Raw genomic sequence first — 25832 nt, 5'->3', positions numbered from 1 at the left:
AGCTTGACAGCTTAACGACGTTAAGGCCATGCTCGGACCGGACAGCGACTTAACAGCGTTAAGGAGACGGGTGATGAACACCGACGTTCTGATCGTCGGCGCGGGCCCCACCGGCCTCGCCCTCGGCATCGACCTGGCCCGGCGCGGCGTCGACGCGCTGGTCGTGGAGCGCGCGCGGACACTGTTCCCCGGCTCGCGCGGCAAGGGCTTCCAGCCCCGCACGATGGAGGTCTTCGACGACCTGGGAGTCCTCGACGCGATCCACGCGGCGGGCGGCACCTACCCGATCGGCATGATCTGGAAGAACGGCGAACGGGTCGGCGAGCACCACATGTTCGACCCGGCCGAGCCGAGCGAGGACTCGCCGTACAACAGGGCGTGGATGGTGCCGCAGTGGCGCACTCAGGAGATCCTGGCGGCACGGCTCGCGGAACTGGGCGGCACGGTCGCCTTCCACCACGAGGTCGCCGGTGTCTCGCAGGACGACGAGAGCGTCACCGCGCACCTCTCCTCGGGCGGGACGGTGCGCGCCCGCTACCTGGTCGCGGCGGACGGCGGCCGGTCGGCGGTGCGCCGCGCGCTGGGCATCGGCATGACCGGCGAGAGTGTCGACCCGAATCCGACGCTGGTGGCGGACGTCCGGATCAGCGGCCTGGACCGGGACAACTGGCACGTCTTCCCGCCGCGCGAAGGCGACGACCTCCTCGCCATCTGCCCCCTGGCCGGCACGGAGGACTTCCAGGTGATGGCGCGGTTCCCGGAGGGCGCGTACGTGGACACCTCCCCGGACGGCGTCCGCAAGGTCGTCGCGGAGCGCTCGCACATCGCCGCCGAGGACGTGACCGAGGTCCGCTGGACCTCCGACTTCCGGCCGCGGGCGGCCCTGGCCGACCGTTTCCGCTCGGGCCGGGTCTTCATCGCCGGCGACGCGGCGCACGTGCACTCACCCGCGGGCGGCCAGGGGCTGAACACCAGCGTCCAGGACGCCTACAACCTGGGCTGGAAGCTGGACTCCGTGCTGACGGGCAGCGCCCCGGCCACGCTCCTGGACAGCTACGAGGAGGAACGACGCCCCGTCGCCGCGGAGATGCTCGACCTGTCGACCGCCGTCCACCGCGGCGAGGTGCGGCGCGGCGGGGCGACCCGGCAGCTGGGGATCGGGTACCGGGACTCGTCGCTGACGGTGGAGACGCGGGGCGCCGTCGACGGGGGTGCGGTACGGGCCGGTGACCGCGCGCCCGACGGGAGGGTGGACGGCATACGGCTCTTCGACGCCTTCCGGGGGCCGCACTGGACGCTGCTGGCGCTGGGCGTCGACGCGCCCGGCGGTGGCGTGGGGGCTGCGGTGAGGGTGGTGCGCGGGGGCGCGCACGGGGCATACGGGACGGGACTGTTCCTGGTACGGCCGGACGGGTACGTGGGCTGGGCCGGCGACAGGCCGGAGGGCCTCGACGCCTACCTGGGCCGGTACGGGCTGGGCGCCTGAGTCCCGAACCGGGGCCCCGTCCGGGTCAGTCGTCGCCGTCGAGGAGGATGTCTACGGAGAGGGTGAGAGTGACGCCGACGGATTCGGGAATGGGGATTTCCTGATCACGCCTGAAACGCTGGGGGTCGGGATACTTGCCGTCGGCGGGGTCGGTGTAGAGGAGGACCTCGTCGTGGTGACGGTCGGCGATGACGTACACCGGGATGCCTGCCCGGGCGTATGTCCCCACCTTGATGGCCGTGTCATTGGACCAGTTGGTGGAGATCACCTCGAGGACCAGCCGGAAGACGTGCGGCGCATGGCAGTTCTTCTCCACGGCCGCGTCCCTGTAGACGTCGTCGACCACGGAGAAGTCGGGCACCGCGTAGTCGTCGGGACCCGTCGGCAGCCACAACCCGATGCCGCCGAGGCATCTGAGCCCCGCGTGCCTGGCTCCGACCCGGGAGAACTCCTCGATGAGCCAGGTCAGCGACTCCTGGTGCGGACCGTCCGGCGGCGGTGTCACTACGATGCTCCCGTTGAGGATCTCCACCCGGTGACCGGGCAGCTCCTCCCAGAGATGGTCAGCAGCATCGGCAAGCGACGACTCGTGCATCATGACAGCCACGGCACCCTCCTTACGGGAACACCTCCACGAGCCTAACCAGGAGCGTGCGCTGTTCGCCCCCGATCACCCATTCGAGGTAACGCCCCAGCTCGACCGCCTTCAGAACGCATCGGAGGGCACGTACGTCCCCCACACCTCCCGCAACGCGTTGCACACCTCGCCCACCGTCGCGCGGGCGCGCAGGGCGTCCTTCATCGGGTACAGGACGTTGTCCTCGCCCTCGGCCGCCTTCTTCAGGGCCGCCAGGGCCAGGTCCACGGCCTGCTGGTCGCGTTCCGCGCGCAGCGTCGCGAGCCGTTCGGCCTGCTGGGCCTCGATGGCCGGGTCGACGCGGAGGGGCTCGTAGGGCTCCTCCGCGTCGAGCTGGAAGCGGTTGACGCCGACCACGACCCGCTCGCCGGAGTCGGTCTCCTGGGCGATGCGGTAGGCGCTGCGCTCGATCTCGCTCTTCTGGAAGCCGTGCTCGATGGCGTCGACCGCGCCGCCGAGGTCCTCGACCTTGCGCATCAGCTCCAGCGCGGCCGCCTCGACGTCGTCGGTCATCTTCTCGATGACGTACGACCCGGCGAAGGGGTCGACGGTCGCCGTCACGTCCGTCTCGTAGGCGAGGACCTGCTGGGTGCGCAGGGCGAGGCGGGCGGACTTGTCGGTCGGCAGGGCGATGGCCTCGTCGAAGGAGTTGGTGTGCAGCGACTGGGTGCCGCCGAGCACCGCCCCCAGGCCCTGCACGGCGACGCGGACCAGGTTCACCTCGGGCTGCTGGGCCGTCAGCTGCACGCCCGCCGTCTGGGTGTGGAAGCGCAGCATCAGCGACTTGGGGTTCTCCGCGCCGAACTCCTCCTTCATCACCCGGGCCCAGATCCGGCGGGCCGCGCGGAACTTGGCGACCTCCTCCAGGATCGTCGTACGGGCCACGAAGAAGAAGGAGAGGCGGGGCGCGAAGTCGTCGACGTCCATGCCCGCCGCGACCGCCGTACGCACGTACTCGATGCCGTCGGCGAGGGTGAACGCGATCTCCTGCGCGGGGGACGCGCCCGCCTCGGCCATGTGGTAGCCGGAGATCGAGATGGTGTTCCACTTCGGGATCTCGGCCTTGCAGTACTTGAAGATGTCCGCGATCAGCCGCAGCGAGGGCTTGGGCGGGAAGATGTACGTCCCGCGCGCGATGTACTCCTTCAGCACGTCGTTCTGGATCGTGCCGGTGAGCCGGTCGGCGGCGACGCCCTGCTCCTCGGCGACCAGTTGGTAGAGCAGGAGCAGCAGGGCGGCGGGGGCGTTGATCGTCATCGACGTCGAGACCTTGTCCAGCGGGATCCCGCCGAACAGCACCCGCATGTCGTCGATCGAGTCGATCGCCACGCCCACCTTGCCGACCTCGCCCGAGGCGATCGGGGCGTCGGAGTCGTGGCCCATCTGGGTGGGCAGGTCGAAGGCGACCGACAGCCCCATGGTGCCGTTGGCGATGAGCTGCTTGTAGCGGGCGTTGGACTCCGTCGCCGTGCCGAAACCGGCGTACTGGCGCATCGTCCACGGCCGGCCGGTGTACATCGTCGGGTACACGCCCCGGGTGAAGGGGTACCTCCCCGGTTCGCCCAGCTTCTCGGCCGGGTCCCAGCCCTCCTGGGCGTCGGGCCCGTAGACCGGTTCGATGGGCAGTCCGCTCTCGGTGGACCGAGCACTGCCCGACTCGCGCGCCATGGTGTGATGCCTCCCGCTGAGCACATGTTCGAACTGCTCGAACTACCCGTCAGTTACTCGCCGTCAGTTACTCGCCAGTACAGGCCGACCCTTCGACGGACTGTATCGGCGCCCGCGCACCCGGTGCAGGGGCGCGCGCTGGGACCTTGCTCACAACCTCGATGCGGTCCCGGTCACAACGATGCCGTGCCGTTCGCGGCGCGTCATCCGCGGGGAACATCTCAGGGGACGTCCGTGCAGGGCCATGAGACGACGGGGGGCCGAGATGCGTACGACAGAGACGGGGACGGCGGGGAGCACCGGGAGGGCGGTCGCCCTCGCCCTGGGGATCGTGCTGGCGGCCGGAGGCTGCACCGTGCAGGGCGCGGGCGCCGACGGCGTCGGGCGCCCACCGGTGCGCGTGGACGTCACCCGGACACCGCCGGGGAACACGCCGGCCGACGACCGGTCGCCCGGCGCACCGCCCGCCCGTACCGAGCCCCGGGTGCTGTGGACGCGGGGCGACACCGGCCGGGACATACGTGAACTCCAGGCCCGGCTGCGCCAGGTCGAGTGGCTCGTCGACGGGCCGACCGGGACGTACGACGACCTGACCGAGCGCGCGGTGAGCGGCTTCCAGGGCAAGCGCGGGCTGCCCCGGACGGGCCGGACCGACACCGTCACCTGGCAGCGGCTGCTGGCGATGACGCGTGAGCCGGGCAGGTGGGAGCTGTACCTGATGGGCGGTCAGCCGGCCGCCGCGCCCGACCCGCGCTGTCTGACCGGCCGGGTGCTGTGCATCAGCAAGTCGAGCCGGACGCTGCGCTGGATGATCGACGGGCGGACCGTGTCGACGATGCCGGTGCGGTTCGGCTCGCAGTACACGCCGACCCGGGAGGGCGTGTTCCACGTCTACTGGAAGTCCCGCCACCACGTCTCGACGCTCTACGACTCGGCCATGCCGTACGCGATGTTCTTCAGCGGCGGCCAGGCCGTGCACTACTCGTACGACTTCGCCGCCCACGGGTACGCGGGCGCCTCGCACGGCTGCGTCAACGTGCGCGACGAGGCGGCGATCGCGGACCTGTACGCGCAGGTGAGCAACGGCGACAAGGTCGTCGTGTACCGGTGAGACGGCGATGCGGAGGAGGGGCGCGAGCGGGACAGGGGGAACGTGTCCCGCCCGCGCCGGGGTGCACGAGCCGTAGGTACGGGGGGAACCCCGGCTCGGTGCGAAGCCGATGACCAGTCGGCTCACTCCTTACTGCGTCACGGTGGCCGAAAGTGTCACACCCCTTGGCGAAGAACTCCTTCCCGGCCGCGAAAGCGCAGGTCAGGCGGGTGCGCCGACGAGGGTCGAGGGATGCGGCGGATGCGGCCGGGGCGCGGAGGCGGAGGGCGCGCGCGGGTCGAGGATGCCGTGAGGGGTCTCGACGGGCCGGGCTATGTGGTGGTCCTCGTCATCGTCCGTGCCGCCCTTGTCACCCTTGCCGCCGTTCCCCTTCGTGCCGCCCTTGCCGCCCTTGCCGCCCTGTGCGTCTCCGCCGTCCTTGGCGCCCGTTCCGTCGCCGCCGTCCCGGCCGGCCTTGTCGTCCCGGTCGCCGGTGTCGTTCGCGGTGTCCTTCCCCTGGCCCCGGCCCCGGGGCGCCTCCCCGGACTCGCCGGACTCCCCGCCGCCCCTGCCACCGCCGCGGCCCTTGGCGGCGGGGTCGGTCCCGGCGAGGAGGTCCGCGCAGTACTCGCCGACCCGTGACGAGCCCCCGGCCGCGTCCTTCAGCACCCGCCGCCGGGTGCCGTCGAGCTCCCTGCCGGCCCGTGCGTCGCGGCAGGACGCGGCGAGGTCCGGTCGCCGGCCGTCGAAGCCGCCCGTCCCCCGTTCGCCGGAGTCGCGGTCCCCGGCGGCGCCGTGGCCCGCGTCGCCCCGCGCGGTGCCCCGGCCGGGCGCGCCGGGTCCGGTGCCGCCCGGCATCGCTCCGCCGTGCACGCCGTCCAGCGGTGAGGGCGAGGCGCGCGGGCGGTCGGGGGACGCGGCGGCCGACACGGTGGCGGTGGGGTCCGGTTCGGCCCCGTCGAACGGCGTCGGCAGGACTCCGGTTCCGGCCGCGACCGCCACCCCGCCGACCATGCCGACGGTCAGCGCGGCGACCAGCCCGAGGCGCAGGGGGCGGCCCCAGCGGGGGCGCCGGGCCGCGTCGCCGCGAGGGCCGATGCGGACCAGCCCGGTGTCGGAGGACCGTGACGTGCTGTTGCGCCCGAGGGCGGCCCGCGGCCCCGTCGGGGCATCGGCCCGCTCGGCGCGCACCTTGCGGAAGGCGGCCAGCGCGGCGGCCTCGCCGGGGAGTTCCTCGCTGGTCGGCAGGGGTGGGGCCGAGAGCGCGCCCAGGACCGCGGCGAGGCGTTCGGCCCGGTCGCGGGCCGCGGGGTCGACAGCCCGGGGTGACTCTCCGCGCAGCAAGAGCTCCGCCGTTTCGCGGTCCAGCCACCTGTCCTGCTCGTCGGCCATCACATGTCCCTCTGCGTCCGCGTACGCGTATGCGTCACACCCGCGGACGTCACCGCACGGCCGCGCGGTTCTCGCTGGGGCGGCAGGGCGTCGAGTCCGCCGCCCGATTCCGGATCGCCGCCGAGCAGTTCGGCCAGGCGCTTCAGGCCGCGGTGCGCCGCCGTGCGGACGGCGCCGGGCCGCTTGCCCAGCGTCTCGGCGGCGCTCTTGGCGTCGAGGCCCACCACCACGCGCAGGACGACCGCCTCGGCCTGGTCCTGGGGCAGCCGGGCGATCAGGGAGAGGGTGGTGTCGGTGGCCAGGGCCTCGATCGCCTCGCCCGCCGTGTCGGACTCGGCGGGCCTCGCGGTCAGCTCCGTCTCGTCGCCGCCGATCGCGGGCCGGCGTCCGCGCATGCGGATGTGGTCCAGCGCGCGGTTGCGGGCGATGCGGGCAGCCCAGCCGCGGAACCGGTCGGCGTCGCCGTCGAAGCGTTCCAGGTCGCGGGCGATCTGCAGCCACGCCTCGGACGCCACGTCCTCGGCGTCGGAATCCCCGACCAGTGTCCGTACGTAGCCCAGCAGCCGCGGATGCACGCCGCGGTACACGGTCCGGAACGCGGTCTCGTCCCCGCCCTGTGCCGCACGTACCGCGGCGGTCAGCTCCGCGTCGTCCCCCAGCACCGAACGCGCCTCTCTTTGCGCCTGAGCCGGCGCCGCTCTCGCGGACCGGGTACTCGCCGTCGTGGTTCCTCAGTGGATGGCCGCGGTGGTCCACCGCGGGTGTGGTGCGGGAGAAAGGGCTCCCGCTGGTCGGCGCGAATGGCACGTTACGACGTGAAACCGCCACTCGTCCATGTCCTTGTCCCATTGCCGTACAAGATGCAACTAACCCGTGACGCGGTGGGTGTGACAGAAAGCGCAGTCCCGGCGCTGTAGGAAATACGGGCCGCCGCGCGGCCCGTGCCGCGCGACGGCCGGGGCCTCTCCTGTGGGGGGTGGCGGCTCCGGCCGTTGCCTCGGCCGACGCGGAGCCCGCGCTTCTCCTTACTGCGTACGACTACTGCGTACGACGGCCCGGGAGTGTCACCGCGGCACCACGCCCAGCCGGGCGAGGAACCGGAAGAAGAGGTCTTCGGCCACGGTCTCGCCGCCGAGAGCGGCGTCGGGGCCGGCATCGGGGTCGGCGCCGGGATCGGCCGACAGCACCTCCGCCAGTTCCCCGGCGCTCGCGACGCGGCCGGCCTCCGCGGCCCAGGCGACGGCACGCTCGGCGGCGTCGCGGGGCTCGAGGAAGTAGTCCTCCAGGGTGAGCCCCTCCTTCTCGGCGCCCAGGTACCCGGCCATCGCGGTCCGCGCCAGACAGGTCGTCCACGCCCCGCTCTCCGGGGCCGCCGCCTCCACGACCACGCAGTCGCTGTCCATGACGTATCCGAACAGCGCGGGCGCGCCGGTCTGCCCGGCCAGGTCGTTCATGTTCCCGACGTCTCCGTCGCCGCCCGGGTACTCCCACACCTGCCAGCCCTCGGGCGCGGACAGGCGCAGGGTCATGCCCGTGGCGCCCGACAGCGCCTCCAGCTCCGCGAGCGGCCGCTCGGCGCGGCCCACGACGAGATACCCCCAGTAGCCCATGTCCCGGTCCCCCCGGCGTGTCGGTTCGGCTCGCCCACAGATCACCACAGCGGTACGGGAGTTCGCAGCCGGATCGGGCAATCCGCCCCCGGGGGCGCCCCCGTGAGTGCCCCGGGTCAGTCGAGCCGGTTCGCCAGCGACCTGAAGTCCGCCCAGGACAGCTCGGGCTTGTCCGGGTCCCACAGCTTCTGGACCGTCGCCGCCAGCGGCAGCCGTATGCCGTCGGCGACCTGCGCCTGCGTCTGGGCGTTCGGCAGGTCGCCCCAGACCGCGAAGCTGCCGCCGAGTATCTGGTCGTCGTACTCGGCGTCGACCGCCTGCGTGCCGCGCAGGACCCGCGGGGTCCACTGCTCGTAGATGCGCTCACCGGTCGGGTAGACGAAGGTCTGCGGCTCGCCGAGCACGTAGTAGAGGAACTCGTCGTTGTAGTTGAGGACCTCGCGGCCCGCGCGCAGGTACTCCGCCGGCTGGCGGGCGCCGATCTCCTTGCCGGTCCAGTAGGCGACCTTGATGTCCTTCAGCGGTTCGACGGACGTGTTCTTGAAGAAGCCGTCGTTCCAGGCGCGCGGGGTGCGGTCGTGGGCCTGGACCGTCTTGGCCCGGTCGTTCAGCCAGTCGGTCGTGAGGTCGGCGACGGTGCCGTCGGAGCCGTACGCCTTGCGGGCGGCGGCGGCCAGGCCGGGGTAGGAGGCCTCGGGGTCCGGCACCACGAGTGCCTGGTACTCGTCGGCGCCCAGGTGGAACTGGGAGCCGGGGAAGAGGTCGGCGTACTCGTTCAGCAGGTCGTCGACGATCTGGGCGGCCTCCGGCTTGGAGATGTCGATCGCGCCGCGCGTGGCCTTGCCCTGGGCGTTGCGCAGTTGCAGGTCGGGGTGGGCGGCGATCACGGCGCCGAGGTGGCCGGGCGAGTCGATCTCGGGAACGACGGTGATGTGGCGGGAGGCGGCGAGATCGACGATCTCCTTCACCTCGGCCTTGGTCAGGTGGTCGTCGGAGACGATCTCCGGGTGCGAGTCGGACTCGATGCGGAAGGCCTGGTCGTCGGAGAAGTGCAGGCCCAGCTCGTTGAACTTCAGGTCGCCGAGCTCGCGTATCCGGTCCTTGATCCAGTCGGCGTCGTAGTGCTTGCGCGCGATGTCGAGCATGAACCCGCGCCGCGGCTTGTCCGGGTCGTCCTTCACGACGCCCTCGGGCGCGGTGCCTCCGCCGTCCACCGCCTGCTTGAGGGTGCGGGTGCCGTAGTAGACGCCGGCCTCGGCGGGTCCGCTGACGACGACGCGGCCGTCGCGCACGGTCATGCTGTACGACTCCGGGTCCGCGCCCTTGTCCTCCTTCACCTCCAGGCGCACGTCGCCGGCCCGCTCGTCGTCCTTCTCCCCCGCGTACGTCAGCCCCAGCTCGCCGGCCAGCAGGCGCCCCTCGTCGGCGAGGCCGCGGTCGGCGACGACGACGCGGTGGCCGCGTTCGGGCTCCCAGCCGGGGCCGCGGGCCGGGGTGTGGTCGCGTACGGCGGGTATGGTGCGCGGCTCCTCGGACAGGGCGTAGGAGCCGCTGGGGCCGGGCGGGGTGGGGGGCGTGGCCGCCTCGCCGGCGGACAGGGCCGCCGAGCCCGCCGACCCGCCACCCCCGCCGTGGGGGGCCCACAGGCCGACTCCCACGCCGAGCGCGGCGACCGCCGTACCGGCGATCACGGCCCGCTGCCTCACGTTGTGTGCCGGAATCCGGCGTCCGTGCCGTCTCACAGCGCCAACCTAGAGCCGTGAGCTTCATCATGCGTCCACCACATGTTCTGAAACTCTCCCGTTCGGGTGAAATTCGGGCAACGGACGGACACGTGCTGCCGTCACTCGATAACGTGACGGCACACTCTTCGCACAATCCCCTGCCGACACACACGTGACGCCCACGAGGATCCACGCTGCCTGCGCACCGTCTCCCAGACTTCCCCGGCCGAGTGGCCATACCGGTACCGGTGCAAACCACCCGCGCCACATCAGTAACGGCCTCCTCACTGGAGCACTTCAACACCGCTCCCCCCGACGAAGCCGTACAGACCCTCCTGACCTGCCTGAACAGCCGTGACTGGGCCCACCCCCTCACCGCCCACCGCCCCTATCCGGACCTCCCCGCCCTGCTGGCGGCGGCGGACGAAGCGGCGTACGACCTGTCCCCGGTCGGCCTGACGGAGGCCCTGGCGGCGGAGGCACTGCCGACCCTTCCGGAGGACACGTACGCGGCGGCCCACACGGCCCTGAGCGCGGCCACCGCGGCCTACGAGAGCCGGTTCGGACACGCGTTCGTCATCTGCCTGGACGGCCTGCCCGCGAGCGAGGCCCTGGACCACGTACTCGAAGGCATCCGGTCACGGTTGGCGAACGATCCGGACGAGGAACGGCTGGTCGCCTCCGAGGAACTGCGCCGCCTGGCGACGGGCCGGCTCACCCGGCTGCTGGGGGCAGGGCCTCAATGCGCGTAAAGAACGCAAAGCACGCACGCCGATAGCCCGTCCGTGCCCCTTTGAGTGCAAGTTTGATCACAACGGCAGGCCCCCCGTAAGCGCCGCAGGCAACCGTCGCTACCATGCTGGGGGCCGGTGGACCGTACCCGGCCGGGCCCGACCGACAAGGAAAGCCGGCGCGGCCCCGATCCCCGCTCCCGGAGGAAATTTCCGTGCCGGCTGGAACGCTGTACCGCGGCCGGGAAGGAATGTGGTCCTGGGTGGCTCATCGAGTCACCGGCGTCCTCATTTTCTTCTTCCTGTTCGTTCACGTGCTGGACACCGCGCTCGTCCGTGTGTCCCCCGAGGCCTACGACACCGTCGTGGCCACGTACAAGTCGCCGATCGTCGCGCTGCTGGAGTACGGCCTCGTCGCCGCCATCCTCTTCCACGCGCTCAACGGTCTGCGCGTCATCGCCGTCGACTTCTGGGTCAAGGGCGCCCGCTACCAGAAGCAGATGCTCTGGACCGTCGTCGCCCTGTGGGTCGTGCTGATGATCGGGGCGATCTACCCCGTCCTCGGCCACGCCGCTCGTGAACTGTTCGGGAGCTGACGCCAATGTCCACGACTGAATCCCCCGCCACCGGGATCGGCCCCGTCGAAGGCGCCTCCCTCTACACGGTCGACAACCCGGCGCCGCTGATCGAGCCGCCCCGCAAGCGCACCAAGAAGTCCCCGAAGTCCACGCGCGGCAACTTCGAGATGGCCGCCTGGCTCTTCATGCGCCTGTCCGGCGTCGTGCTGGTCGTCCTGGTCCTCGGGCACCTGCTCATCCAGCTCGTGCTGGACGGCGGCGTCTCGAAGATCGGCTTCGCCTTCGTGGCGGGCCGCTGGGCCTCGCCCTTCTGGCAGGTCTGGGACCTCCTGATGCTCTGGCTCGCGATGCTGCACGGCGCGAACGGTCTGCGCACGGTCATCAACGACTACGCGGAGCGCCCGAACACCCGCCTGTGGCTCAAGGGCCTGCTCTACACCGCCACGGTGTTCACCATCCTGCTGGGCACGCTGGTGATCTTCACCTTCGACCCGAACATCCGCTAGGCACGGGGCTGCGAAAATCATGAAGGTACACAAGTACGACACCGTCATCGTCGGCGCCGGTGGCGCCGGTATGCGGGCCGCCATCGAGGCGACCAAGCGCAGCCGCACGGCCGTCCTGACGAAGCTCTACCCCACCCGCTCCCACACGGGCGCGGCGCAGGGCGGCATGGCCGCCGCGCTCGCCAACGTGGAGGAGGACAACTGGGAGTGGCACACCTTCGACACGGTCAAGGGCGGTGACTACCTGGTCGACCAGGACGCCGCCGAGATCCTGGCGAAGGAGGCCATCGACTCGGTCCTCGACCTGGAGAAGATGGGCCTGCCGTTCAACCGGACCCCGAACGGCACCATCGACCAGCGCCGCTTCGGCGGCCACTCCCGCAATCACGGCGAGGCCCCGGTCCGCCGCTCCTGCTACGCGGCCGACCGCACCGGCCACATGATCCTCCAGACGCTGTACCAGAACTGCGTCAAGGAGGGCGTGGAGTTCTTCAACGAGTTCTACGTCCTGGACCAGCTGATCACCGAGGTCGACGGCGTCAAGAAGTCGGCCGGCGTGGTGGCCTACGAGCTGGCGACCGGCGAGATCCACATCTTCCAGGCGAAGTCCGTGATCTACGCCTCCGGCGGCACCGGCAAGTTCTTCAAGGTGACGTCGAACGCGCACACGCTCACCGGTGACGGCCAGGCGGCCGTGTACCGGCGCGGGCTGCCGCTGGAGGACATGGAGTTCTTCCAGTTCCACCCGACCGGCATCTGGCGAATGGGCATCCTGCTGACGGAGGGCGCCCGCGGTGAGGGCGGCATCCTCCGCAACAAGGACGGCGAGCGCTTCATGGAGAAGTACGCGCCGGTCATGAAGGACCTCGCGTCCCGTGACGTCGTCTCCCGCTCCATCTACACGGAGATCCGCGAGGGCCGCGGCTGCGGTCCCGAGGGCGACCACGTCTACCTGGACCTGACCCACCTCCCGCCGGAGCAGCTCGACGCGAAGCTCCCGGACATCACGGAGTTCGCACGCACCTACCTCGGCATCGAGCCCTACACGGACCCGATCCCGATCCAGCCCACCGCGCACTACGCGATGGGCGGCATCCCGACCAACGTCGAGGGTGAGGTCCTGGCGGACAACACCACCGTCGTCCCGGGCCTGTACGCGGCCGGCGAGGTCGCCTGCGTGTCCGTGCACGGCGCCAACCGTCTGGGCACCAACTCGCTGCTGGACATCAACGTCTTCGGCAAGCGGGCCGGCATCGCCGCCGCGGAGTACGCGCAGAAGGCGGACTTCGTCGAGCTGCCGGAGAACCCGGAGTCCCTGGTCGTCGAGCAGATCGAGCGGCTGCGCGACTCCACCGGCACCGAGCGGGTGGCGACGCTCCGCCGCGAGCTGCAGGAGTGCATGGACGCCAACGTCATGGTGTTCCGCACCGAGCAGACGATCAAGACGGCCGTCGAGAAGATCGCCGAGCTGCGCGCCCGCTACAAGAACGTGGCGATCCAGGACAAGGGCCGGCGGTTCAACACCGACCTCCTGGAGGCCGTCGAGCTGGGCAACCTGCTCGACCTCGCCGAGGTCATGGCGGTGTCCGCGCTCGCCCGCAAGGAGTCGCGCGGCGGTCACTACCGCGAGGACTACCCCAACCGCGACGACGTCAACTTCATGCGCCACACCATGGCGTACCGCGAGGTGGGCGACGACGGCGCCGAGTCCATCCGGCTCGACTACAAGCCGGTCGTCCAGACCCGCTACCAGCCGATGGAGCGTAAGTACTGATGGCTACCCCTGTCATGGAGAAGAGCGACAAGGCCCCCGAGCCCGGTTTCGCCGACTCCCCGTACATCACGGTCACCTTCCGCGTCCGGCGGTTCAACCCGGAGGTCTCGGCCGAGGCGACCTGGGAAGACTTCCAGCTGGAGATCGACCCGAAGGAGCGTGTCCTCGACGCGCTGCACAAGATCAAGTGGGACCTCGACGGAAGCCTCACCTTCCGCCGTTCCTGCGCGCACGGCATCTGCGGGTCGGACGCCATGCGGATCAACGGCAAGAACCGGCTGGCCTGCAAGACGCTGATCAAGGACATCAGCCCCGAGAAGCCGATCACGGTCGAGGCCATCAAGGGCCTGACGGTCCTCAAGGACCTGGTCGTCGACATGGAGCCGTTCTTCCAGGCGTACCGGGACGTGATGCCCTTCCTGATCACGAAGGACACCAACGAGCCGACGCGTGAGCGCCTCCAGTCCGCCGAGGACCGCGAGCGCTTCGACGACACCACGAAGTGCATCCTGTGCGCCGCCTGCACCTCGTCGTGCCCGGTGTTCTGGAACGACGGGCAGTACTTCGGCCCGGCGGCCATCGTCAACGCCCACCGCTTCATCTTCGACTCGCGCGACGAGGCCGGCGAGCAGCGGCTGGAGATCCTCAACGACCGCGACGGCGTCTGGCGCTGCCGCACGACCTTCAACTGCACGGACGCCTGCCCGCGCGGCATCGAGGTCACCAAGGCGATCGCGGAGGTGAAGCGGGCGCTGATCACGCGCCGCTTCTGACGTCCGTCGGCTTACGACGCCGTACGTCCGCGAGGGCCCCGTTTCCGCTGGAGACGGGGCCCTCTGGCATATGCCACACCATCGGGTGAACGCCGCCGCGACGGACATGAGGGCGCCCTCCGCCCTACGATGATGGTCTCGACACCGGCCCCTAGGAGGCACGCGATGTCCGCAGCATCCGTCGAGCTGCCCCACGGCGAACGTCCGCTGATCGCGGAGGCGAACCGTCTCATGGACCGCAATCCGGGCTACCGCGTCGAGATCATCGGAGGCCAGCTCCTCGTGACCCCGCCTCCGGACGTCCCGCACTCGCGTGCCCTGACCAAACTCATGCGCCCGTTCATCGCGGCGGGCCTTGACGACGGCGAAACCGAAGTGCACCAGGGCATCGGTCTCTGGCTGACCACCGACGCCGAGGACTACGCGATCCCGGACCTGGCGATCGTGGACGCCGACATCGAAGACCACCTCATCGAGAACAACTGCTACGACCCGGTCTGCTTCCGCCTCGTCCTGGAGGTCACCTCCAGCAACTGGAAGAACGACCTCAGGACCAAGGTCACCGCCTACGCCGCCGCCATGGTCCCCGTCTACGTGATCGTCGACCGCAAGCACCAGCGCCTCCACGTCCTCACCGACCCCGACTGCGCCGACTACTACACCCACCGCGTCCACTCCCCCGGCGAGACCGTCACCCTCCCCGACTCCCTCGGCGCCGAGGTCACCCTGGACGTCGCCGAGATCCTTGCCGCCGGACGGCCGAAGACCGCGCCCGACGCGGGCTGACAATCAGCCGTTCCGGGCGATGACCGTCCTAGCCTGACGCCATGTCAGATGACGAGTCGTACGAACTGCTCGGGTTCGACAACGTGCTGCTTCCGGTCGGGGACCTCACGGAGGCCGTCGGCTTCTACGAACGGGCCGGCTTCCCGGTCGCCTACCGGCTCGACGAGGCCGGCATCGCGCTGCTGAAAGTGGGGGGCGAGACCCCCGGCCTCCTGCTGCGGGTGGAGGAGGAGTTCGGGCGCCAGCCCCCTTTGTGGCCCTCCGCACGGGTGTGGCTGGAGGTGACCGACGCCCGCAAGGCGGCCCGGACGCTGCGCGACGCGGGGGTACCGCCGCTCGACGAGCCGTTCCCCGTGGCCACCGGCTGGACCGTCGAGTTCGCCGACCCGTGGGGCAACGTCATCGGCCTCACCGACTACTCCAAGCGTCCGGAGCTCGGCCGCCGGCCCTGACCGCCGGTCGCGTGACGCGGACCACTCCGACCTTGAGTTGAACACGTTCAAAAGCAGGTCTACAGTCAGCCCTGTCAGCGTTTTGAACGCGTTCAAGAAGGGGTGGGGCATGGACCGCACCGTCATCGCCTACGTCATCTACCTGGTCGTCAGCATCGGCCTGACCGTCTGGGTGGCCCGCACGCTCAGCCGCAACGGGCGGGTCTTCCTCGCCGACGTCCTGCACGGCAACGAGAAGCTCGCCGACGCCGTCAACCACCTCCTGGTGGTCGGCTTCTACCTCGTCAACCTCGGCTTCGTCGCCCTCTACCTGAGCGACGACGAGACCGTCACCGACACCCGCGGCATCTTCGAGGCGCTCTCGACCAAGCTCGGCGTGGTGCTCCTGGTGCTCGGCGTGATGCACCTGGGCAACGTGTACGTGCTCAACAAGATCCGGCGGCGCGGCATGATGGAGCGGGAGCAGGTGCCGCCGGTCCCGCCGCAGGGCTGGGTGGCCCCGACGGCCGGGGCCTGAGCCGATGGCGTCCGCTCCCGCGACGGCCGGCGCCCCGCTGCGCCGGCTCACCGTCCTCTACGACGCCGAGTGCGCCCTGTGCACCCACGTACGGGACTGGCTGCTGCGCCAGCCGCGGCTGGTACCGCTGGAGCTGGTCCCGGCCGGGTCGGACGAGGCCCGGCGGCGGTTCCCCGCACTCGACCACGCCACCTCCCTGGAGGAGGTCACCGCCGTCGGTGACGGCGGCCAGGTCTACCGGGGCGCCGCCGCCTGGATCGTCGTCCTGTGGGCGCTGCGCGAGCACCGTCCGCTCGCGCACCGGCTCAGCACCCCCGCCGGGGCCAGGCTGGCCCGGGGGGCCGTCCTGGCCGCCGCGAAGTGGCGGGGCGGGCAGCAGCGGTGGGGCGGCAACGGCTACCGGCGCGCGGACGGCTGGGTGTACGAGCCGGGCCTCGGCTGGACGTACCGGGGGCCCGGCTGTGACGACGGCGCCTGCGCCACTGACTAGGCTCTGCTCCTGTGCCTGCGACGAACGACGGCCCCGACGACGGTGCCCCCCTCAGCAAGTCCGAACAGACCCGCGCGCTGATCCTGGAGACGGCCATGCGGCTCTTCCAGGAACGCGGCTACGACCGGACGACGATGCGGGCCATCGCCCAGGAGGCCGGGGTCTCCGTCGGCAACGCGTACTACTACTTCGCCGGCAAGGAGCACCTGATCCAGGGCTTCTACGACCGGATCGCGGCCGAGCACCGGGCGGCGGTCCGGGAGGTCCTGGCCCGGGAGACCGACCTGGAGGCGCGGCTGGCGGGCGTGCTGAAGGTCTGGCTGGACATCGCGACGCCGTACCACGAGTTCGCGGTGCAGTTCTTCAAGAACGCCGCCGATCCGGACAGCCCGCTCAGCCCGTTCTCCCCGGAGTCGGAGCACGCGCGCGTGGAGGCCATCGGCATCCACCGGTCGGTGCTGGCCGGCGCGAAGACCAAGGTGCCGGAGGAACTGCGGGACATCCTGCCCGAGTTGATGTGGCTCTCCCAGATGGGGCTCGTCCTGTACTGGATCTTCGACCGCACCAAGGGCCGCGAGCGCAGCTACCGCCTCGCCGAACGCGGCGCCCGGCTCACCGCGCGGGGCGTCGTACTGGCACGCTTCCGGGTGCTGCGCCCGCTGGTGCGCGAGGTGCACGAGCTGTTCACGGACTTCCTGCCCGGGATGACGAAGGCGCTTCCCGACCCGGCGGCCGGGAAGGCCGCCGATCAGGCCTGACGGGACGCCAGCTCGATCACCGTGATGTCCGAGGGCGCCCCCACACGGGTGGGCGGGCCCCAGGCGCCCGCGCCGCGGCTGACGTAGAGCTGGGTGTCGCCGTAGCGTTCCAGGCCGGCCAGCGTCGGGTTGGCGGCGCCCGCGATGAGGTTGCCCGGCCAGAGCTGGCCGCCGTGGGTGTGGCCGGAGAGCTGGAGGTCGACGCCGTGGTCGACGGCGTCGTGGATCTGCACCGGCTGGTGGGCGAGCAGCACGCACGCGCGGGACCGGTCCCGGTCGCCGAGGGCACGGACGTAGTCGGGGCCCTGTCCCTCGTCCTCGCCCGCCACGTCGTTGACACCGGCGAGGTCGAAGTGGGGCAGCTCGGTGCGGGCGTTCTCCAGCGGGAGCAGGCCGAGCCGCCGTACCTCCGCGACCCACTGCTCGGCGCCGGAGAAGTACTCGTGGTTGCCGGTGACGAAGTACGCGCCGTGCCGGGCCCTGAGCTGCGCGAGCGGGGCCGCCGCCGGGCCGAGGTCCTTCACGCTGCCGTCCACCAGGTCGCCGACGACCGCGACGAGGTCGGGCTGCGTGGAGTTGATCGTGTCGACGACCTGCTGCGCGAAGCCCCGGCCGAGCACCGGACCGAGGTGGATGTCGCTGACCACGGCGATGCGGAATCCGTGCGCCGCGCGCGGGAGCTTGGCCAGCGGCACGGTCACCCGCTTCACCCGCGGTCCGCTCAGGACGCCGTACGTGCCGTAGCCGACCGTTCCGACGGCCGCCGCGGCGGCGGCCCCGGCGACGACGCGGGAGACGAACAGGCGGCGGGAGGGCACCGCCAGGGGGCTCGCGGGCGTGGCGCCGGGGGTGGTGGCCCCGGGGGTGGCGGCTCCAGGGGGGACGGGCGCCTCAGGGGCCTCGCGGGTCCCAGGAGCCTCGGCAGTCCCCAGCGCCTCCGCTGCCCCAGGTGCCTCAGGCGCCCTGGGTGGGGCCGTTCCGGCGGGTATGCGCTCCGGGTCCGCGGCCCGGGTCACCAGCGGCTCCGCCCGCGCCTGCCGCGCGGCCGCCCGGCGCTCCAGCAGCCGCCGCAGCAGCGGACGTACGACCTCGCCCGCCAGCACCGCCAGCAGCAGGTAGATCGACAGCGCCAGCCACAGGAAACCCGGCCAGGCCAGAACCCGCTGGAGCCAGAAGGGGGCGCCCGTGCGTTCGGCGACCAGCGCGCCCACCGCCAGCGCCCAGCCTCCGGCGATCACCACCGCGCCGATGCGGCGCACGGGGCCCGGACCCCGGGTCGTGTCGCGGAAGAGCCGGCGCCACACGTACCAGTTCGCCGCGACCACCACGCCCACCACGGCCAGCGCGACGAGCGCGAAGACGACCACCATGCCGTCGTATCCCCTCAGTTGTGGCGTCCGCGACGCCTATGACCTTCGGCGCAGTGCGCGCAGTCCGCGCAACCCGATGACCCCGATGACCGTCCCCAGTACGAAAGAGACGACGGCGAGCAGCAGGTGCACCCAGAAGTACGCCGTCGGGTCGCCGTCCTCGAAGGCGAGCCCGCTGCTGTCCTTGATCAGATTTTTGACGAAAGTGATCCAGATGATCCAGCTCCACACCCCGAAAACGAGCAGGAACCAGGAAACGGGGCGGCTGAGCTTCACAAGAACGGACCTTTCCTCGCATCGCCGTGTCCCCCTGGCCGGCCGGGTGCCCGGGGGTTGTCCCCCGGACGGGCACGGCATGGCTCCAGTATCGCCGCCGGGTGTCCCGATTCGTGCGCGGGGTGGGGAGGGGGGTGGGAGCACGCCTCGCCCGGGAGGTACGTTCTCGCTCGTGCCCGCACCCAAGAAGGCCCTCAGGCGATCCCTGACGGTCACCTCCGCCGCCCTGACCGCTCTCGCCGTCCTCTCGCCCACCGCGCTCGCCGCCCCGGAACCCTCGACGAGCCCGTCGGCGACCCCGCCCGCCACGATGTCCGCGGTGGGCGGCGCGCGGCTCGGGAAGCCCGGGACGCAGGTGGATCTGGCGGGCGGGGCACCGGTGCTGCCGAAGGACCTCACCGCCCGCTCGTGGATCGTGGCCGACGCCGAGTCCGGCGACGTGCTCGCGGCGCACAACGCGCACTGGCGCCTGGCCCCGGCGAGCACGTTGAAGATGCTGTTCGCCGACACGCTGCTGCCGAAGTGGCCGAGGACGACCCAGCACAAGGTCGTCCCCTCCGACCTCGCGGGCATAGGCGCGGGGTCCAGCATGGTCGGCATCAAGGAGGAGGAGACCTACACGGTCCACGACCTGTGGCTCGGTGTCTTCCTGCGCTCCGGCAACGACGCCGTGCACGTGCTGTCCGCGATGAACGGCGGTGTCGAGAACACCGTGCGGGAGATGAACGAGCACGCCGTGGAACTGCAGGCCCGGGACACGACCGTGGTCAGCCCCGACGGCTACGACGCGCCGGGCCAGGTCTCCTCGGCGTACGACCTGACGCTGTTCGCCCGCTCGGGGCTGCAGAAGAAGGACTTCCGCGAGTACGCCTCGACGGTCCGCGCGAAGTTCCCGGGCGAGACGAAGACGGACAAGAAGGGCAAGACGTCCCGTACGCCGTTCGAGATCCAGAACACCAACCGGCTGCTGACCGGCGACACGGGCCTGGACGTCTACCCGGGCATCGCCGGCGTGAAGAACGGCAACACCACCAACGCCGGTTCCACCTTCACCGGCGTCGCCGAGCGGGGCGGCAAGGTGCTCCTCGTCACGGTCATGAACCCGGCGAAGGCCGAGCACAACGAGGTCTACAAGGAGACCGCCCGCCTGTTCGACTGGGGCTTCAAGGCGGTCGGCAAGACGCGTCCGGTGGGTGAGCTGGTGCCGCCGAGGGGCGCCGCCCAGGCGAGTGCCGAGCCCGGTAAGGACGGTTCCGGGGAGGCCGGTGGCACGGGGAAGGGCGCGCTGGGCGCGAACCCGGTGGCAGGTGCCCCGGCCGCGGGCGGCTCCGGCGGCGTCGGGGTCGCGGCCGGCATCACCGCCGGGGTGCTGGTCCTGCTCGCGGGCGGCGTCTTCCTGGTCAACCGGAAGTGGCCGCTGCCGGACCTGGTCCGTCGCCGGACGCGTCCGTGACGTCCTGTTCCCCGACTTCCTGCTCCTTGCTCCCCGTCGCCGTCCAGGACGCGCAGAACAGCACCAGCTTCGAGGTGAAGTTGATCCACAGCAGCAGGGCGACGGGGACGCCGAAGGCGCCGTACATGCTCTTCGCGGCGACGCCCTGCACATAGCCGCTCAGCAGCAGCTTCAGCAGCTCGAAACCGATCGCGCCGATCAGCGCGGCCACCACCAGGCGGCGGCGCGGGGGCTGGACGCCGGGCAGCAGGGTCAGCACGTACAGCAGCAGCAGGAAGTCGGCGAGTACGGCGACGGCGAACGCGGCGACGTGGAGCAGGACGCCGCCGAAGCCGCCCCCGGCGATGCCCAGATGGCGGATGATCCAGCCGACGAGTGCCGAGGCGACGGTGGAGATGCCGACGGTGACCAGGAGCGCGCCGCCGAGGCCTATGAGGACGCCGGCGTCCTTGGCCCGGTGCAGGACCGGGTTCTCCTCCTCGTCGGGCAGCTCCCACACGGCGCGCAGGCAGCCCCGGGTGGCGTCCACCCAGCCGATGCCGGTGACCAGGAGCAGGAGGGCGGCGATGAGGCCGACGGTGCCGGCGTTGTCGACCAGGCTCTGGATGTTCAGCTGGTCGGAGATGCCGGGCACCTGCTCGGCGATCTTGTCCTGGAGCCGCCCCTGCTGCTTCTCGGTGAGCGTGGCGGCGGCGACGGCGGCGGCCAGGCTGAGCAGGGGGAAGAGCGCGACGAAGCTGGTGAAGGTCATGGCGGCGGCCAGCCGCGTCCACTTCACCCGGTCCAGCCGCTCGCAGGAACGCCACGCGTGCGTGGTCATCAGCCGCGCCAGCCACGGCCCCACCACGGGGAGTTTCTTCAGCCAGTCCATGATCCGACCCTGCCCCCGGTCTCCTCGGTCCGTGATCCCGGCACGGGGCCGGTGGCCTCCCCGGTGCGGAAGACCAGTGTCCTCGTGCCCCAAAAACGCAGGACGGTGGCCAGGGCCATGCCGATTCCGGCGCCGGAGACGGTGTCGGCGCGCTGCGAGGTGAGGCCGAGGCCGTAGTGGCTGACGGCCAGGCACAGCAGTTGTACGGCGGCACCGGCGACGTTCACCGCGAAGAACACGGCGTACGGGCGCAGGCCCGGCGGTCGGGTGTGCCGGTAGGTGCCGAGCGCGTTGCCCGCGTACGCCACGGAGCAGCCGGCGACGAAGGACAGGGCCTTGGCGGTGAGGGGGCCGAGCCCGGCCGGGCCGCGCAGGACGGTGAAGAGGCCGAGGTCGGCGGCGTAGGCGAGCAGGCCGACCGCGGCGAAGCCGATCAGTTCGCGCCGGGCGGGCGCGGGACGGCCGCCTACCAATGGGCCACGGCCAGGCCGTACATCGCCACCCACGCCACGCCGATCAGTGCGAGCGGCCGGTCGCGCAGGACGACGTCCTCGGGTTCGCCGGCCGTGCCGCGGTCGGCGAAGACGGCGTAGCGCAGGACGGCGAGGATGAAGGCGACCATGGACAGCTGGCGCCAGGGCAGCACACCGGTGTGCGGGACGCCGCCCTCCTCCATGGCCCACAGGCAGTAGCCGAGGACGGCGGCACCGGCCGCGAGCTGCCAGACGAAGCGGAGGTAGCCGGTGGTGTACTCGGTGAGCAACGCGCGTGTGGCGCCCTCCTTCCCGGCCATCTGCACGGCTTCGGAGTAGCGCTTGGCGGAGACCATGAACAGGGCGCCGAAGCCGGTCGTGATGAGGAACCAGCGCGACAGGGGGATGCCGAGCGCGAGCCCGCCGATCATCGCCCGCATCAGGAAGCCGGTGGTGACGACGGCGAGGTCGACGACCAGGACGTGCTTGAGGCTGACGCAGTACGCCAGTTGCATCACGAGGTAGGCGGTGAGCAGAGCCGCGACGGCCGGCGGGCACAGCCGGGCCGCGGCGACGGGCGCGAGGACGCCCAGGGCGCCCCCGACGGCGTACGCGACCGGCACCGGGACCTGCCCGGCGGCGACCGGGCGGTGCCGCTTGACCGGGTGGGCGCGGTCGGCCTCGGCGTCGCGGGCGTCGTTGACGAGGTAGACGGCGGCGGCGCAGGCGGTGAAGAGGACGAAGGCCAGGCCGAGTTCGAGGAGGGCGCGCCGGGAGAACAGCTCGCCGGCCGCGGCCGGGGCGGCGACGACCAGGACGTTCTTGATCCACTGGCGGGGTCGGGCGGTGCGGAGCAGACCGGTCAGGATGCCCTTGCCGCGGGAGGGCGCCGGCTCCTGCTGCTGTTCGGGGGCGCGTTGCCGCAGGACGGCCGTGTCAGTCACGGGTGCCTCCGCGCACCCAGGGGGCGCCGAGCCGGGCCGTGAGCGCGCCCAGGGCCGCGCCCGCCGCCACGTCGGAGGGGTAGTGGACACCGACGACCAGCCGGGAGACGCACACCGCGGCGGCGAGCGGCCAGGCGGCGTGGACCCCGAGCGTGCCGAAGGCGACGGCGGCCGCCGCGGCCGAGGTGGCGTGGGAACTGGGGAAGGAGTGCCGGCCGGCGGTGCGCACCAGCGGTACGACGTGCGCCGGGCGCGGACGGCGCACGACCCGCTTCACTCCCATGCTGACCAGGTGCGCGCCCGCGGTGAGCGCGGTGCCGCGCAGCCAGGCCGCGCGCCGCGTGCCGTCCACGGCGGCCGAGGCGAGGCCCGCGGCGATCCACAGCGCTCCGTGCTCCCCGGCCCAGGACAGGGCACGCGCGGCACCGGCCACGCGCGGGTCCGTGCCGCAGGCTCTCAGCGCCGTCACGATCCGGTGGTCCATGTCGTCGAGGTCGTCCATGGGGACCCACTGTTCACGCCGAAGGCGCGGGAAGTCCGGCGTGATCGAGCGACATACCATTAATCACCCGTTTCAGTGAGGCTTGGGATGTTTTAGAACTAATCGCTCACATAAGGGCACTACGGTCACCGGCATGTCCGCCGACACCGTTCCCGCCGCCGAAGGGGGCGCCACCTCCGAAGCGGGCCCCACCGCCGCCTGGGGCCCCATCACCGGCTGGGGACGCACCGCGCCCACCGCAGCCCGGCTGATCCGCCCCCGGACGTACCAGGAGGCGGCCGACGCCGTCCGTGCCTGCGGGGCGCGCGGCGGCATCCCCAGGGGACTGGGACGGGCGTACGGGGACGCCGCGCAGAACGCGGGCGGTGCCGTGCTCGACATGACGGGCCTGGACCGCGTCCACGCCATCGACGCCGACGGCGGCACCGTGCTGTGCGACGCGGGGGTCTCCCTGCACCGCCTGATGGAGGTCCTGCTGCCGCTCGGCTGGTTCGTGCCGGTGACGCCCGGCACCCGCTACGTGACGGTCGGCGGGGCGATCGGCGCGGACATCCACGGCAAGAACCACCACGTGGCGGGGTCCTTCGCCCGGCACGTGCTCTCCCTGGAGCTGCTCACCGCCGACGGCCGGGTGCGCACCGTGCCCCGGGGCACACCGCTGTTCGACGCGACCGCCGGCGGCATGGGCCTGACCGGCGTGATCCTCACCGCGACCGTGCGGCTCCAGCCGGTCGAGACGGCGCTGATGTCGGTCGACACCGAGCGCGCCGCCGACCTCGACGACCTGATGGCCCGTCTGACGGCCACCGACCACCACTACCGCTACTCGGTCGCCTGGATCGACCTCCTCGCGCGCGGCGCGGCGACCGGCCGCGCGGTGCTCACCCGCGGCGACCACGCCCCGCTGGACGCACTGCCCGCCGCCGGGCGCGCGCGGCGGCAGCCGCTGGCCTTCCGCACCTCCCGCCTGCCGGCCGCTCCCGACCTGGTCCCCGAGGGCCTGCTCAACCGGACGACGGTGGGCCTGTTCAACGAGCTCTGGTACCGCAAGGCACCCCGCAGGCGCACCGGCGGGCTCCAGCGGATCTCCACCTTCTTCCACCCCCTGGACGGCGTCCCGCACTGGAACCGGATCTACGGCCGCGGCGGCTTCGTGCAGTACCAGTTCGCCGTCGGCCACGGCCGGGAGGACGCCCTGCGCCGGATCGTGCGGCGCATCTCCGCCCACCGCTGCCCGTCCTTCCTGGCGGTCCTCAAGCGGTTCGGGGACGCCGACCCCGGCTGGCTCTCCTTCCCCGTGCCGGGCTGGACCCTCGCCCTGGACATCCCGGCCGGGCTGCCGGGTCTCGGCTCCTTCCTCGACTCCCTCGACGAGGAGGTCGCCGAGGCCGGCGGCCGGGTCTACCTCGCCAAGGACTCCCGGCTGCGGCCCGAACTGCTCGCCGCGATGTACCCGCGCCTGGACGACTTCCGCGCGCTGCGCGCGGAGCTGGACCCGCGCGGGGTGTTCCGGTCCGACCTGTCCCGGCGCCTCGCCCTCTAGGAACCCCAGGAGCTGTCGTGAAGGACGCCTTCGGCATCCCCCAGTCCCTTCTCGTCCTCGGCGGAACGTCCGAGATCGCGCTGGCCACCGCGCGCCGTCTGATCGCCCGCCGCACCCGCACGGTGTGGCTGGCCGGCCGCCCCTCCCCCGCCCTGGACCGGGCCGCCGGGCAACTGCGCGGCCTCGGCGCCGACGTGCGCACCGTCGCCTTCGACGCGCTCGACCCCGAGTCCCACGAGGCGGTGCTCGGCAAGGTCTTCGCCGAGGGCGACGTCGACCTGGTGCTGCTGGCCTTCGGCATCCTCGGGGACCAGGCGCACGACGAGCGCGAGCCGCTGAACGCCGTACGGGTGGCGCAGACCAACTACACCGGCGCGGTCTCGGCGGGCCTGGTCAGTGCCCGTGCGCTCCAGGCCCAGGGCCACGGCTCGCTGGTGGTGCTCTCCTCCGTGGCCGGCGAGCGGGCCCGCCGCGCCAACTTCATCTACGGCTCCAGCAAGGCGGGGCTGGACGCCTTCGCGCAGGGCCTGGGCGACGCGCTGCACGGCACCGGCGTGCACGTCATGGTCGTACGCCCCGGGTTCGTGCGGACGCGGATGACCGCCGGACTGGAGGAGGCGCCGCTGGCCACGACGCCCGAGGCGGTCGCCACGGCCATCGAGCTGGGGCTGCGGCGGCGCTCGGAGACGGTGTGGGTGCCCGGGGCGCTGCGCGTGGTGATGTCGGCGCTGCGGCACCTGCCGCGGACGGTGTTCCGACGGCTGCCGGTGTGAGACCCGGCCCCCGGCTACCGGGTGGGCAGGGAGCCGCTCTCCACGCGCCCGGCCTGCGGGGGCACCACGGCACTGCCGAAGGGGAACTCGCGCAGCTTGCGCCACACCCCGTCGGGGCCCTGCTCGTAGAGCGCGAAGCCGGTGCAGGGCCACTGGGCCTCGTAGTCGGACAGCTCCTCGTAGGCGCGGTCCATCGCCGCCTCGTCGATGCCGTGCGCCACCGTGACGTGCGGGTGGTAGGGGAACTGCAGTTCGCGCGCCAGCGGACCGGACGCGTCGCGGACCCGCTTCTGCAGCCAGGAGCAGGCCGCGGCCCCCTCGACCACCTGGACGAAGACCACGGGCGACAGGGGCCGGAAGGTCCCGGTGCCGGACAGCCGCATCGGGAAAGGCCGGCCGCGCGCCGCCACCTCCGCCAGATGCACCTCGACGGCGGGCAGCGCGGCGCCGTCGACCTCGGTCGGCGGCAGCAGGGTGACGTGCGTGGGGATGCCGTGAGCGGCGGCGTCGCCGAAGCCCGCGCGCAGCTGCTGGAGCTTGCTGCCGTGTGGCTCCGGGACCGCGATCGACACGCCGATCGTTACGGTCCCCACGTCGTCTCCTGTCGTTACGTGTCACTCGTTGAATGCCGCTGTGCCGGACACCCGGATATCGA

Annotated in this window: 28 protein-coding genes; 15 read left to right on the top strand and 13 right to left on the bottom strand. The window is 71.9% G+C overall.

The window, feature by feature from the left end; all coding sequences use genetic code 11:
- Positions 1-73: 73 nt before the first annotated feature.
- Entirely contained in the window at positions 74-1486 is a 1413-nt protein-coding gene (locus tag RM812_RS08725) for an FAD-dependent oxidoreductase (RefSeq protein WP_311571818.1), read from the top strand.
- Between the two features lie 25 nt (positions 1487-1511).
- On the opposite strand, the gene RM812_RS08720 is transcribed toward RM812_RS08725, so the two are convergent.
- A complete protein-coding gene (locus tag RM812_RS08720) occupies positions 1512-2084 on the bottom strand; it encodes a Uma2 family endonuclease (protein ID WP_311571867.1) in 573 nt (190 codons plus the stop codon).
- Between the two features lie 108 nt (positions 2085-2192).
- Complete coding sequence (locus tag RM812_RS08715; protein ID WP_311571817.1) at positions 2193-3791, bottom strand: acyl-CoA mutase large subunit family protein; 1599 nt, start codon at positions 3789-3791, stop codon at positions 2193-2195.
- Between the two features lie 265 nt (positions 3792-4056).
- On the opposite strand from RM812_RS08715, the gene RM812_RS08710 reads away from it, so the two are divergent.
- Positions 4057-4902 carry a L,D-transpeptidase family protein gene (locus tag RM812_RS08710; protein WP_311571816.1) on the top strand — a complete coding sequence of 282 codons (846 nt, stop codon included), beginning with the start codon at positions 4057-4059 and terminating at the stop codon, positions 4900-4902.
- Positions 4903-5103: 201 nt separating this feature from the next.
- Here RM812_RS08710 and RM812_RS08705 read toward each other — a convergent pair whose 3' ends face one another.
- The 4 genes from RM812_RS08705 to RM812_RS08690 all read right to left on the bottom strand — a co-directional run bounded on the left by RM812_RS08705 (position 5104) and on the right by RM812_RS08690 (position 9574).
- Positions 5104-6273, bottom strand: coding sequence for a hypothetical protein (locus RM812_RS08705; RefSeq protein WP_311571815.1), 1170 nt, complete (start codon positions 6271-6273; stop codon positions 5104-5106).
- Complete coding sequence (locus RM812_RS08700; protein ID WP_311571814.1) at positions 6273-6935, bottom strand: RNA polymerase sigma factor; 663 nt, start codon at positions 6933-6935, stop codon at positions 6273-6275. The genes RM812_RS08705 and RM812_RS08700 overlap by 1 nt, the downstream gene beginning before the upstream one ends.
- Before the next feature lie 402 nt (positions 6936-7337).
- Positions 7338-7883 (bottom strand): hypothetical protein, encoded by a 546-nt coding sequence (locus RM812_RS08695; protein WP_311571813.1) that lies wholly within the window; start codon positions 7881-7883, stop codon positions 7338-7340.
- A gap of 116 nt (positions 7884-7999) precedes the next feature.
- A complete protein-coding gene (locus tag RM812_RS08690; RefSeq protein ID WP_311571812.1) occupies positions 8000-9574 on the bottom strand; it encodes a beta-N-acetylhexosaminidase in 1575 nt (524 codons plus the stop codon).
- 269 nt (positions 9575-9843) lie between these two features.
- Here RM812_RS08690 and RM812_RS08685 point away from each other — a divergent pair, with 269 nt between their 5' ends.
- From RM812_RS08685 to RM812_RS08640, 10 genes are all read left to right on the top strand, one after another.
- Positions 9844-10359, top strand: coding sequence for a 2-oxo-4-hydroxy-4-carboxy-5-ureidoimidazoline decarboxylase (locus RM812_RS08685; RefSeq protein ID WP_394816431.1), 516 nt, complete (start codon positions 9844-9846; stop codon positions 10357-10359).
- 194 nt (positions 10360-10553) lie between these two features.
- Positions 10554-10934, top strand: coding sequence for a succinate dehydrogenase, cytochrome b556 subunit (gene sdhC, locus RM812_RS08680; RefSeq protein ID WP_217144636.1), 381 nt, complete (start codon positions 10554-10556; stop codon positions 10932-10934).
- A gap of 5 nt (positions 10935-10939) precedes the next feature.
- Positions 10940-11422 (top strand): succinate dehydrogenase hydrophobic membrane anchor subunit, encoded by a 483-nt coding sequence (locus RM812_RS08675; protein ID WP_311571810.1) that lies wholly within the window; start codon positions 10940-10942, stop codon positions 11420-11422.
- 19 nt (positions 11423-11441) lie between these two features.
- On the top strand, positions 11442-13196 hold the full coding sequence (gene sdhA / locus RM812_RS08670; RefSeq protein ID WP_311571809.1) for a succinate dehydrogenase flavoprotein subunit: 1755 nt from the start codon (positions 11442-11444) through the stop codon (positions 13194-13196).
- Positions 13196-13969: a succinate dehydrogenase iron-sulfur subunit gene (locus RM812_RS08665; protein ID WP_311571808.1), complete on the top strand. Its 774-nt coding sequence runs from the start codon at positions 13196-13198 to the stop codon at positions 13967-13969. The genes sdhA and RM812_RS08665 overlap by 1 nt, the downstream gene beginning before the upstream one ends.
- Before the next feature lie 165 nt (positions 13970-14134).
- Positions 14135-14755, top strand: a complete 621-nt coding sequence (locus RM812_RS08660) for a Uma2 family endonuclease (RefSeq protein WP_311571807.1) — start codon at positions 14135-14137, stop codon at positions 14753-14755.
- 41 nt (positions 14756-14796) lie between these two features.
- The gene (locus tag RM812_RS08655) at positions 14797-15207 is read left to right on the top strand and encodes a VOC family protein (protein WP_311571806.1); all 411 of its coding nucleotides are present in this window, start codon (positions 14797-14799) and stop codon (positions 15205-15207) included.
- A gap of 109 nt (positions 15208-15316) precedes the next feature.
- Entirely contained in the window at positions 15317-15724 is a 408-nt protein-coding gene (locus RM812_RS08650) for a hypothetical protein (protein ID WP_311571805.1), read from the top strand.
- 4 nt (positions 15725-15728) lie between these two features.
- The gene (locus RM812_RS08645; RefSeq protein ID WP_311571804.1) at positions 15729-16214 is read left to right on the top strand and encodes a thiol-disulfide oxidoreductase DCC family protein; all 486 of its coding nucleotides are present in this window, start codon (positions 15729-15731) and stop codon (positions 16212-16214) included.
- Positions 16215-16225: 11 nt separating this feature from the next.
- Complete coding sequence (locus RM812_RS08640; protein ID WP_311571803.1) at positions 16226-16972, top strand: TetR/AcrR family transcriptional regulator; 747 nt, start codon at positions 16226-16228, stop codon at positions 16970-16972.
- On the opposite strand, the gene RM812_RS08635 is transcribed toward RM812_RS08640, so the two are convergent.
- On the bottom strand, positions 16963-18342 hold the full coding sequence (locus RM812_RS08635) for a metallophosphoesterase (protein WP_311571802.1): 1380 nt from the start codon (positions 18340-18342) through the stop codon (positions 16963-16965). The two genes, RM812_RS08640 and RM812_RS08635, sit on opposite strands and share 10 nt — an antisense overlap.
- Before the next feature lie 36 nt (positions 18343-18378).
- The gene (locus RM812_RS08630) at positions 18379-18618 is read right to left on the bottom strand and encodes an SCO4848 family membrane protein (protein ID WP_311571801.1); all 240 of its coding nucleotides are present in this window, start codon (positions 18616-18618) and stop codon (positions 18379-18381) included.
- A gap of 172 nt (positions 18619-18790) precedes the next feature.
- On the opposite strand from RM812_RS08630, the gene RM812_RS08625 reads away from it, so the two are divergent.
- Complete coding sequence (locus RM812_RS08625; protein WP_311571800.1) at positions 18791-20071, top strand: D-alanyl-D-alanine carboxypeptidase family protein; 1281 nt, start codon at positions 18791-18793, stop codon at positions 20069-20071.
- Here RM812_RS08625 and RM812_RS08620 read toward each other — a convergent pair.
- From RM812_RS08620 to RM812_RS08605, 4 genes are read right to left on the bottom strand one after another with little or no spacing between them, the layout of a single operon-like run.
- Positions 20019-20942 (bottom strand): YihY/virulence factor BrkB family protein, encoded by a 924-nt coding sequence (locus tag RM812_RS08620; protein WP_311571799.1) that lies wholly within the window; start codon positions 20940-20942, stop codon positions 20019-20021. The genes RM812_RS08625 and RM812_RS08620 overlap by 53 nt on opposite strands.
- Complete coding sequence (locus tag RM812_RS08615; RefSeq protein WP_311571798.1) at positions 20930-21415, bottom strand: GtrA family protein; 486 nt, start codon at positions 21413-21415, stop codon at positions 20930-20932. Before RM812_RS08615 ends, RM812_RS08620 begins: the two co-directional genes overlap by 13 nt.
- The gene (locus tag RM812_RS08610; RefSeq protein ID WP_311571797.1) at positions 21409-22359 is read right to left on the bottom strand and encodes a decaprenyl-phosphate phosphoribosyltransferase; all 951 of its coding nucleotides are present in this window, start codon (positions 22357-22359) and stop codon (positions 21409-21411) included. The genes RM812_RS08615 and RM812_RS08610 overlap by 7 nt, the downstream gene beginning before the upstream one ends.
- Positions 22352-22861, bottom strand: coding sequence for a phosphatase PAP2 family protein (locus RM812_RS08605; protein WP_311571796.1), 510 nt, complete (start codon positions 22859-22861; stop codon positions 22352-22354). The genes RM812_RS08610 and RM812_RS08605 overlap by 8 nt, the downstream gene beginning before the upstream one ends.
- A gap of 133 nt (positions 22862-22994) precedes the next feature.
- Between RM812_RS08605 and RM812_RS08600 the strand changes: the two genes are divergently transcribed.
- Together RM812_RS08600 and RM812_RS08595 are read left to right on the top strand one after the other, a co-directional pair.
- Positions 22995-24404 (top strand): FAD-binding protein, encoded by a 1410-nt coding sequence (locus RM812_RS08600; protein ID WP_311571795.1) that lies wholly within the window; start codon positions 22995-22997, stop codon positions 24402-24404.
- Positions 24405-24421: 17 nt separating this feature from the next.
- Entirely contained in the window at positions 24422-25177 is a 756-nt protein-coding gene (locus tag RM812_RS08595) for a decaprenylphospho-beta-D-erythro-pentofuranosid-2-ulose 2-reductase (RefSeq protein WP_311571794.1), read from the top strand.
- A 14-nt stretch (positions 25178-25191) separates the two neighbouring features.
- On the opposite strand, the gene RM812_RS08590 is transcribed toward RM812_RS08595, so the two are convergent.
- A complete protein-coding gene (locus RM812_RS08590) occupies positions 25192-25770 on the bottom strand; it encodes a 2'-5' RNA ligase family protein (RefSeq protein WP_311571793.1) in 579 nt (192 codons plus the stop codon).
- Positions 25771-25832 lie beyond the last annotated feature (62 nt).

It is taken from the genome of Streptomyces lancefieldiae (assembly GCF_031845825.1).
Lineage (GTDB): Bacteria > Actinomycetota > Actinomycetes > Streptomycetales > Streptomycetaceae > Streptomyces > Streptomyces lancefieldiae.
This window is presented reverse-complemented; position numbering and strand designations above follow the sequence as displayed.

Excerpts from the sequence above, each read along its gene's own strand:
- RM812_RS08645 (WP_311571804.1), top strand. The coding sequence starts at position 15,729 with ATGGCGTCCGCTCCCGCGACGGCCGGCGCCCCGCTGCGCCGGCTCACC.
- RM812_RS08635 (WP_311571802.1), bottom strand. The coding sequence starts at position 18,342 with ATGGTGGTCGTCTTCGCGCTCGTCGCGCTGGCCGTGGTGGGCGTGGTG.
- RM812_RS08720 (WP_311571867.1), bottom strand. The coding sequence starts at position 2,084 with ATGATGCACGAGTCGTCGCTTGCCGATGCTGCTGACCATCTCTGGGAG.
- sdhA (WP_311571809.1), top strand. The coding sequence starts at position 11,442 with ATGAAGGTACACAAGTACGACACCGTCATCGTCGGCGCCGGTGGCGCC.
- RM812_RS08665 (WP_311571808.1), top strand. The coding sequence starts at position 13,196 with ATGGCTACCCCTGTCATGGAGAAGAGCGACAAGGCCCCCGAGCCCGGT.
- RM812_RS08725 (WP_311571818.1), top strand. The coding sequence starts at position 74 with ATGAACACCGACGTTCTGATCGTCGGCGCGGGCCCCACCGGCCTCGCC.
- RM812_RS08605 (WP_311571796.1), bottom strand. The coding sequence starts at position 22,861 with ATGGACGACCTCGACGACATGGACCACCGGATCGTGACGGCGCTGAGA.
- RM812_RS08710 (WP_311571816.1), top strand. The coding sequence starts at position 4,057 with ATGCGTACGACAGAGACGGGGACGGCGGGGAGCACCGGGAGGGCGGTC.
- RM812_RS08715 (WP_311571817.1), bottom strand. The coding sequence starts at position 3,791 with ATGGCGCGCGAGTCGGGCAGTGCTCGGTCCACCGAGAGCGGACTGCCC.
- RM812_RS08650 (WP_311571805.1), top strand. The coding sequence starts at position 15,317 with ATGGACCGCACCGTCATCGCCTACGTCATCTACCTGGTCGTCAGCATC.
- RM812_RS08660 (WP_311571807.1), top strand. The coding sequence starts at position 14,135 with ATGTCCGCAGCATCCGTCGAGCTGCCCCACGGCGAACGTCCGCTGATC.
- RM812_RS08675 (WP_311571810.1), top strand. The coding sequence starts at position 10,940 with ATGTCCACGACTGAATCCCCCGCCACCGGGATCGGCCCCGTCGAAGGC.
- RM812_RS08655 (WP_311571806.1), top strand. The coding sequence starts at position 14,797 with ATGTCAGATGACGAGTCGTACGAACTGCTCGGGTTCGACAACGTGCTG.
- RM812_RS08695 (WP_311571813.1), bottom strand. The coding sequence starts at position 7,883 with ATGGGCTACTGGGGGTATCTCGTCGTGGGCCGCGCCGAGCGGCCGCTC.
- RM812_RS08600 (WP_311571795.1), top strand. The coding sequence starts at position 22,995 with ATGTCCGCCGACACCGTTCCCGCCGCCGAAGGGGGCGCCACCTCCGAA.
- RM812_RS08620 (WP_311571799.1), bottom strand. The coding sequence starts at position 20,942 with ATGGACTGGCTGAAGAAACTCCCCGTGGTGGGGCCGTGGCTGGCGCGG.
- RM812_RS08705 (WP_311571815.1), bottom strand. The coding sequence starts at position 6,273 with ATGGCCGACGAGCAGGACAGGTGGCTGGACCGCGAAACGGCGGAGCTC.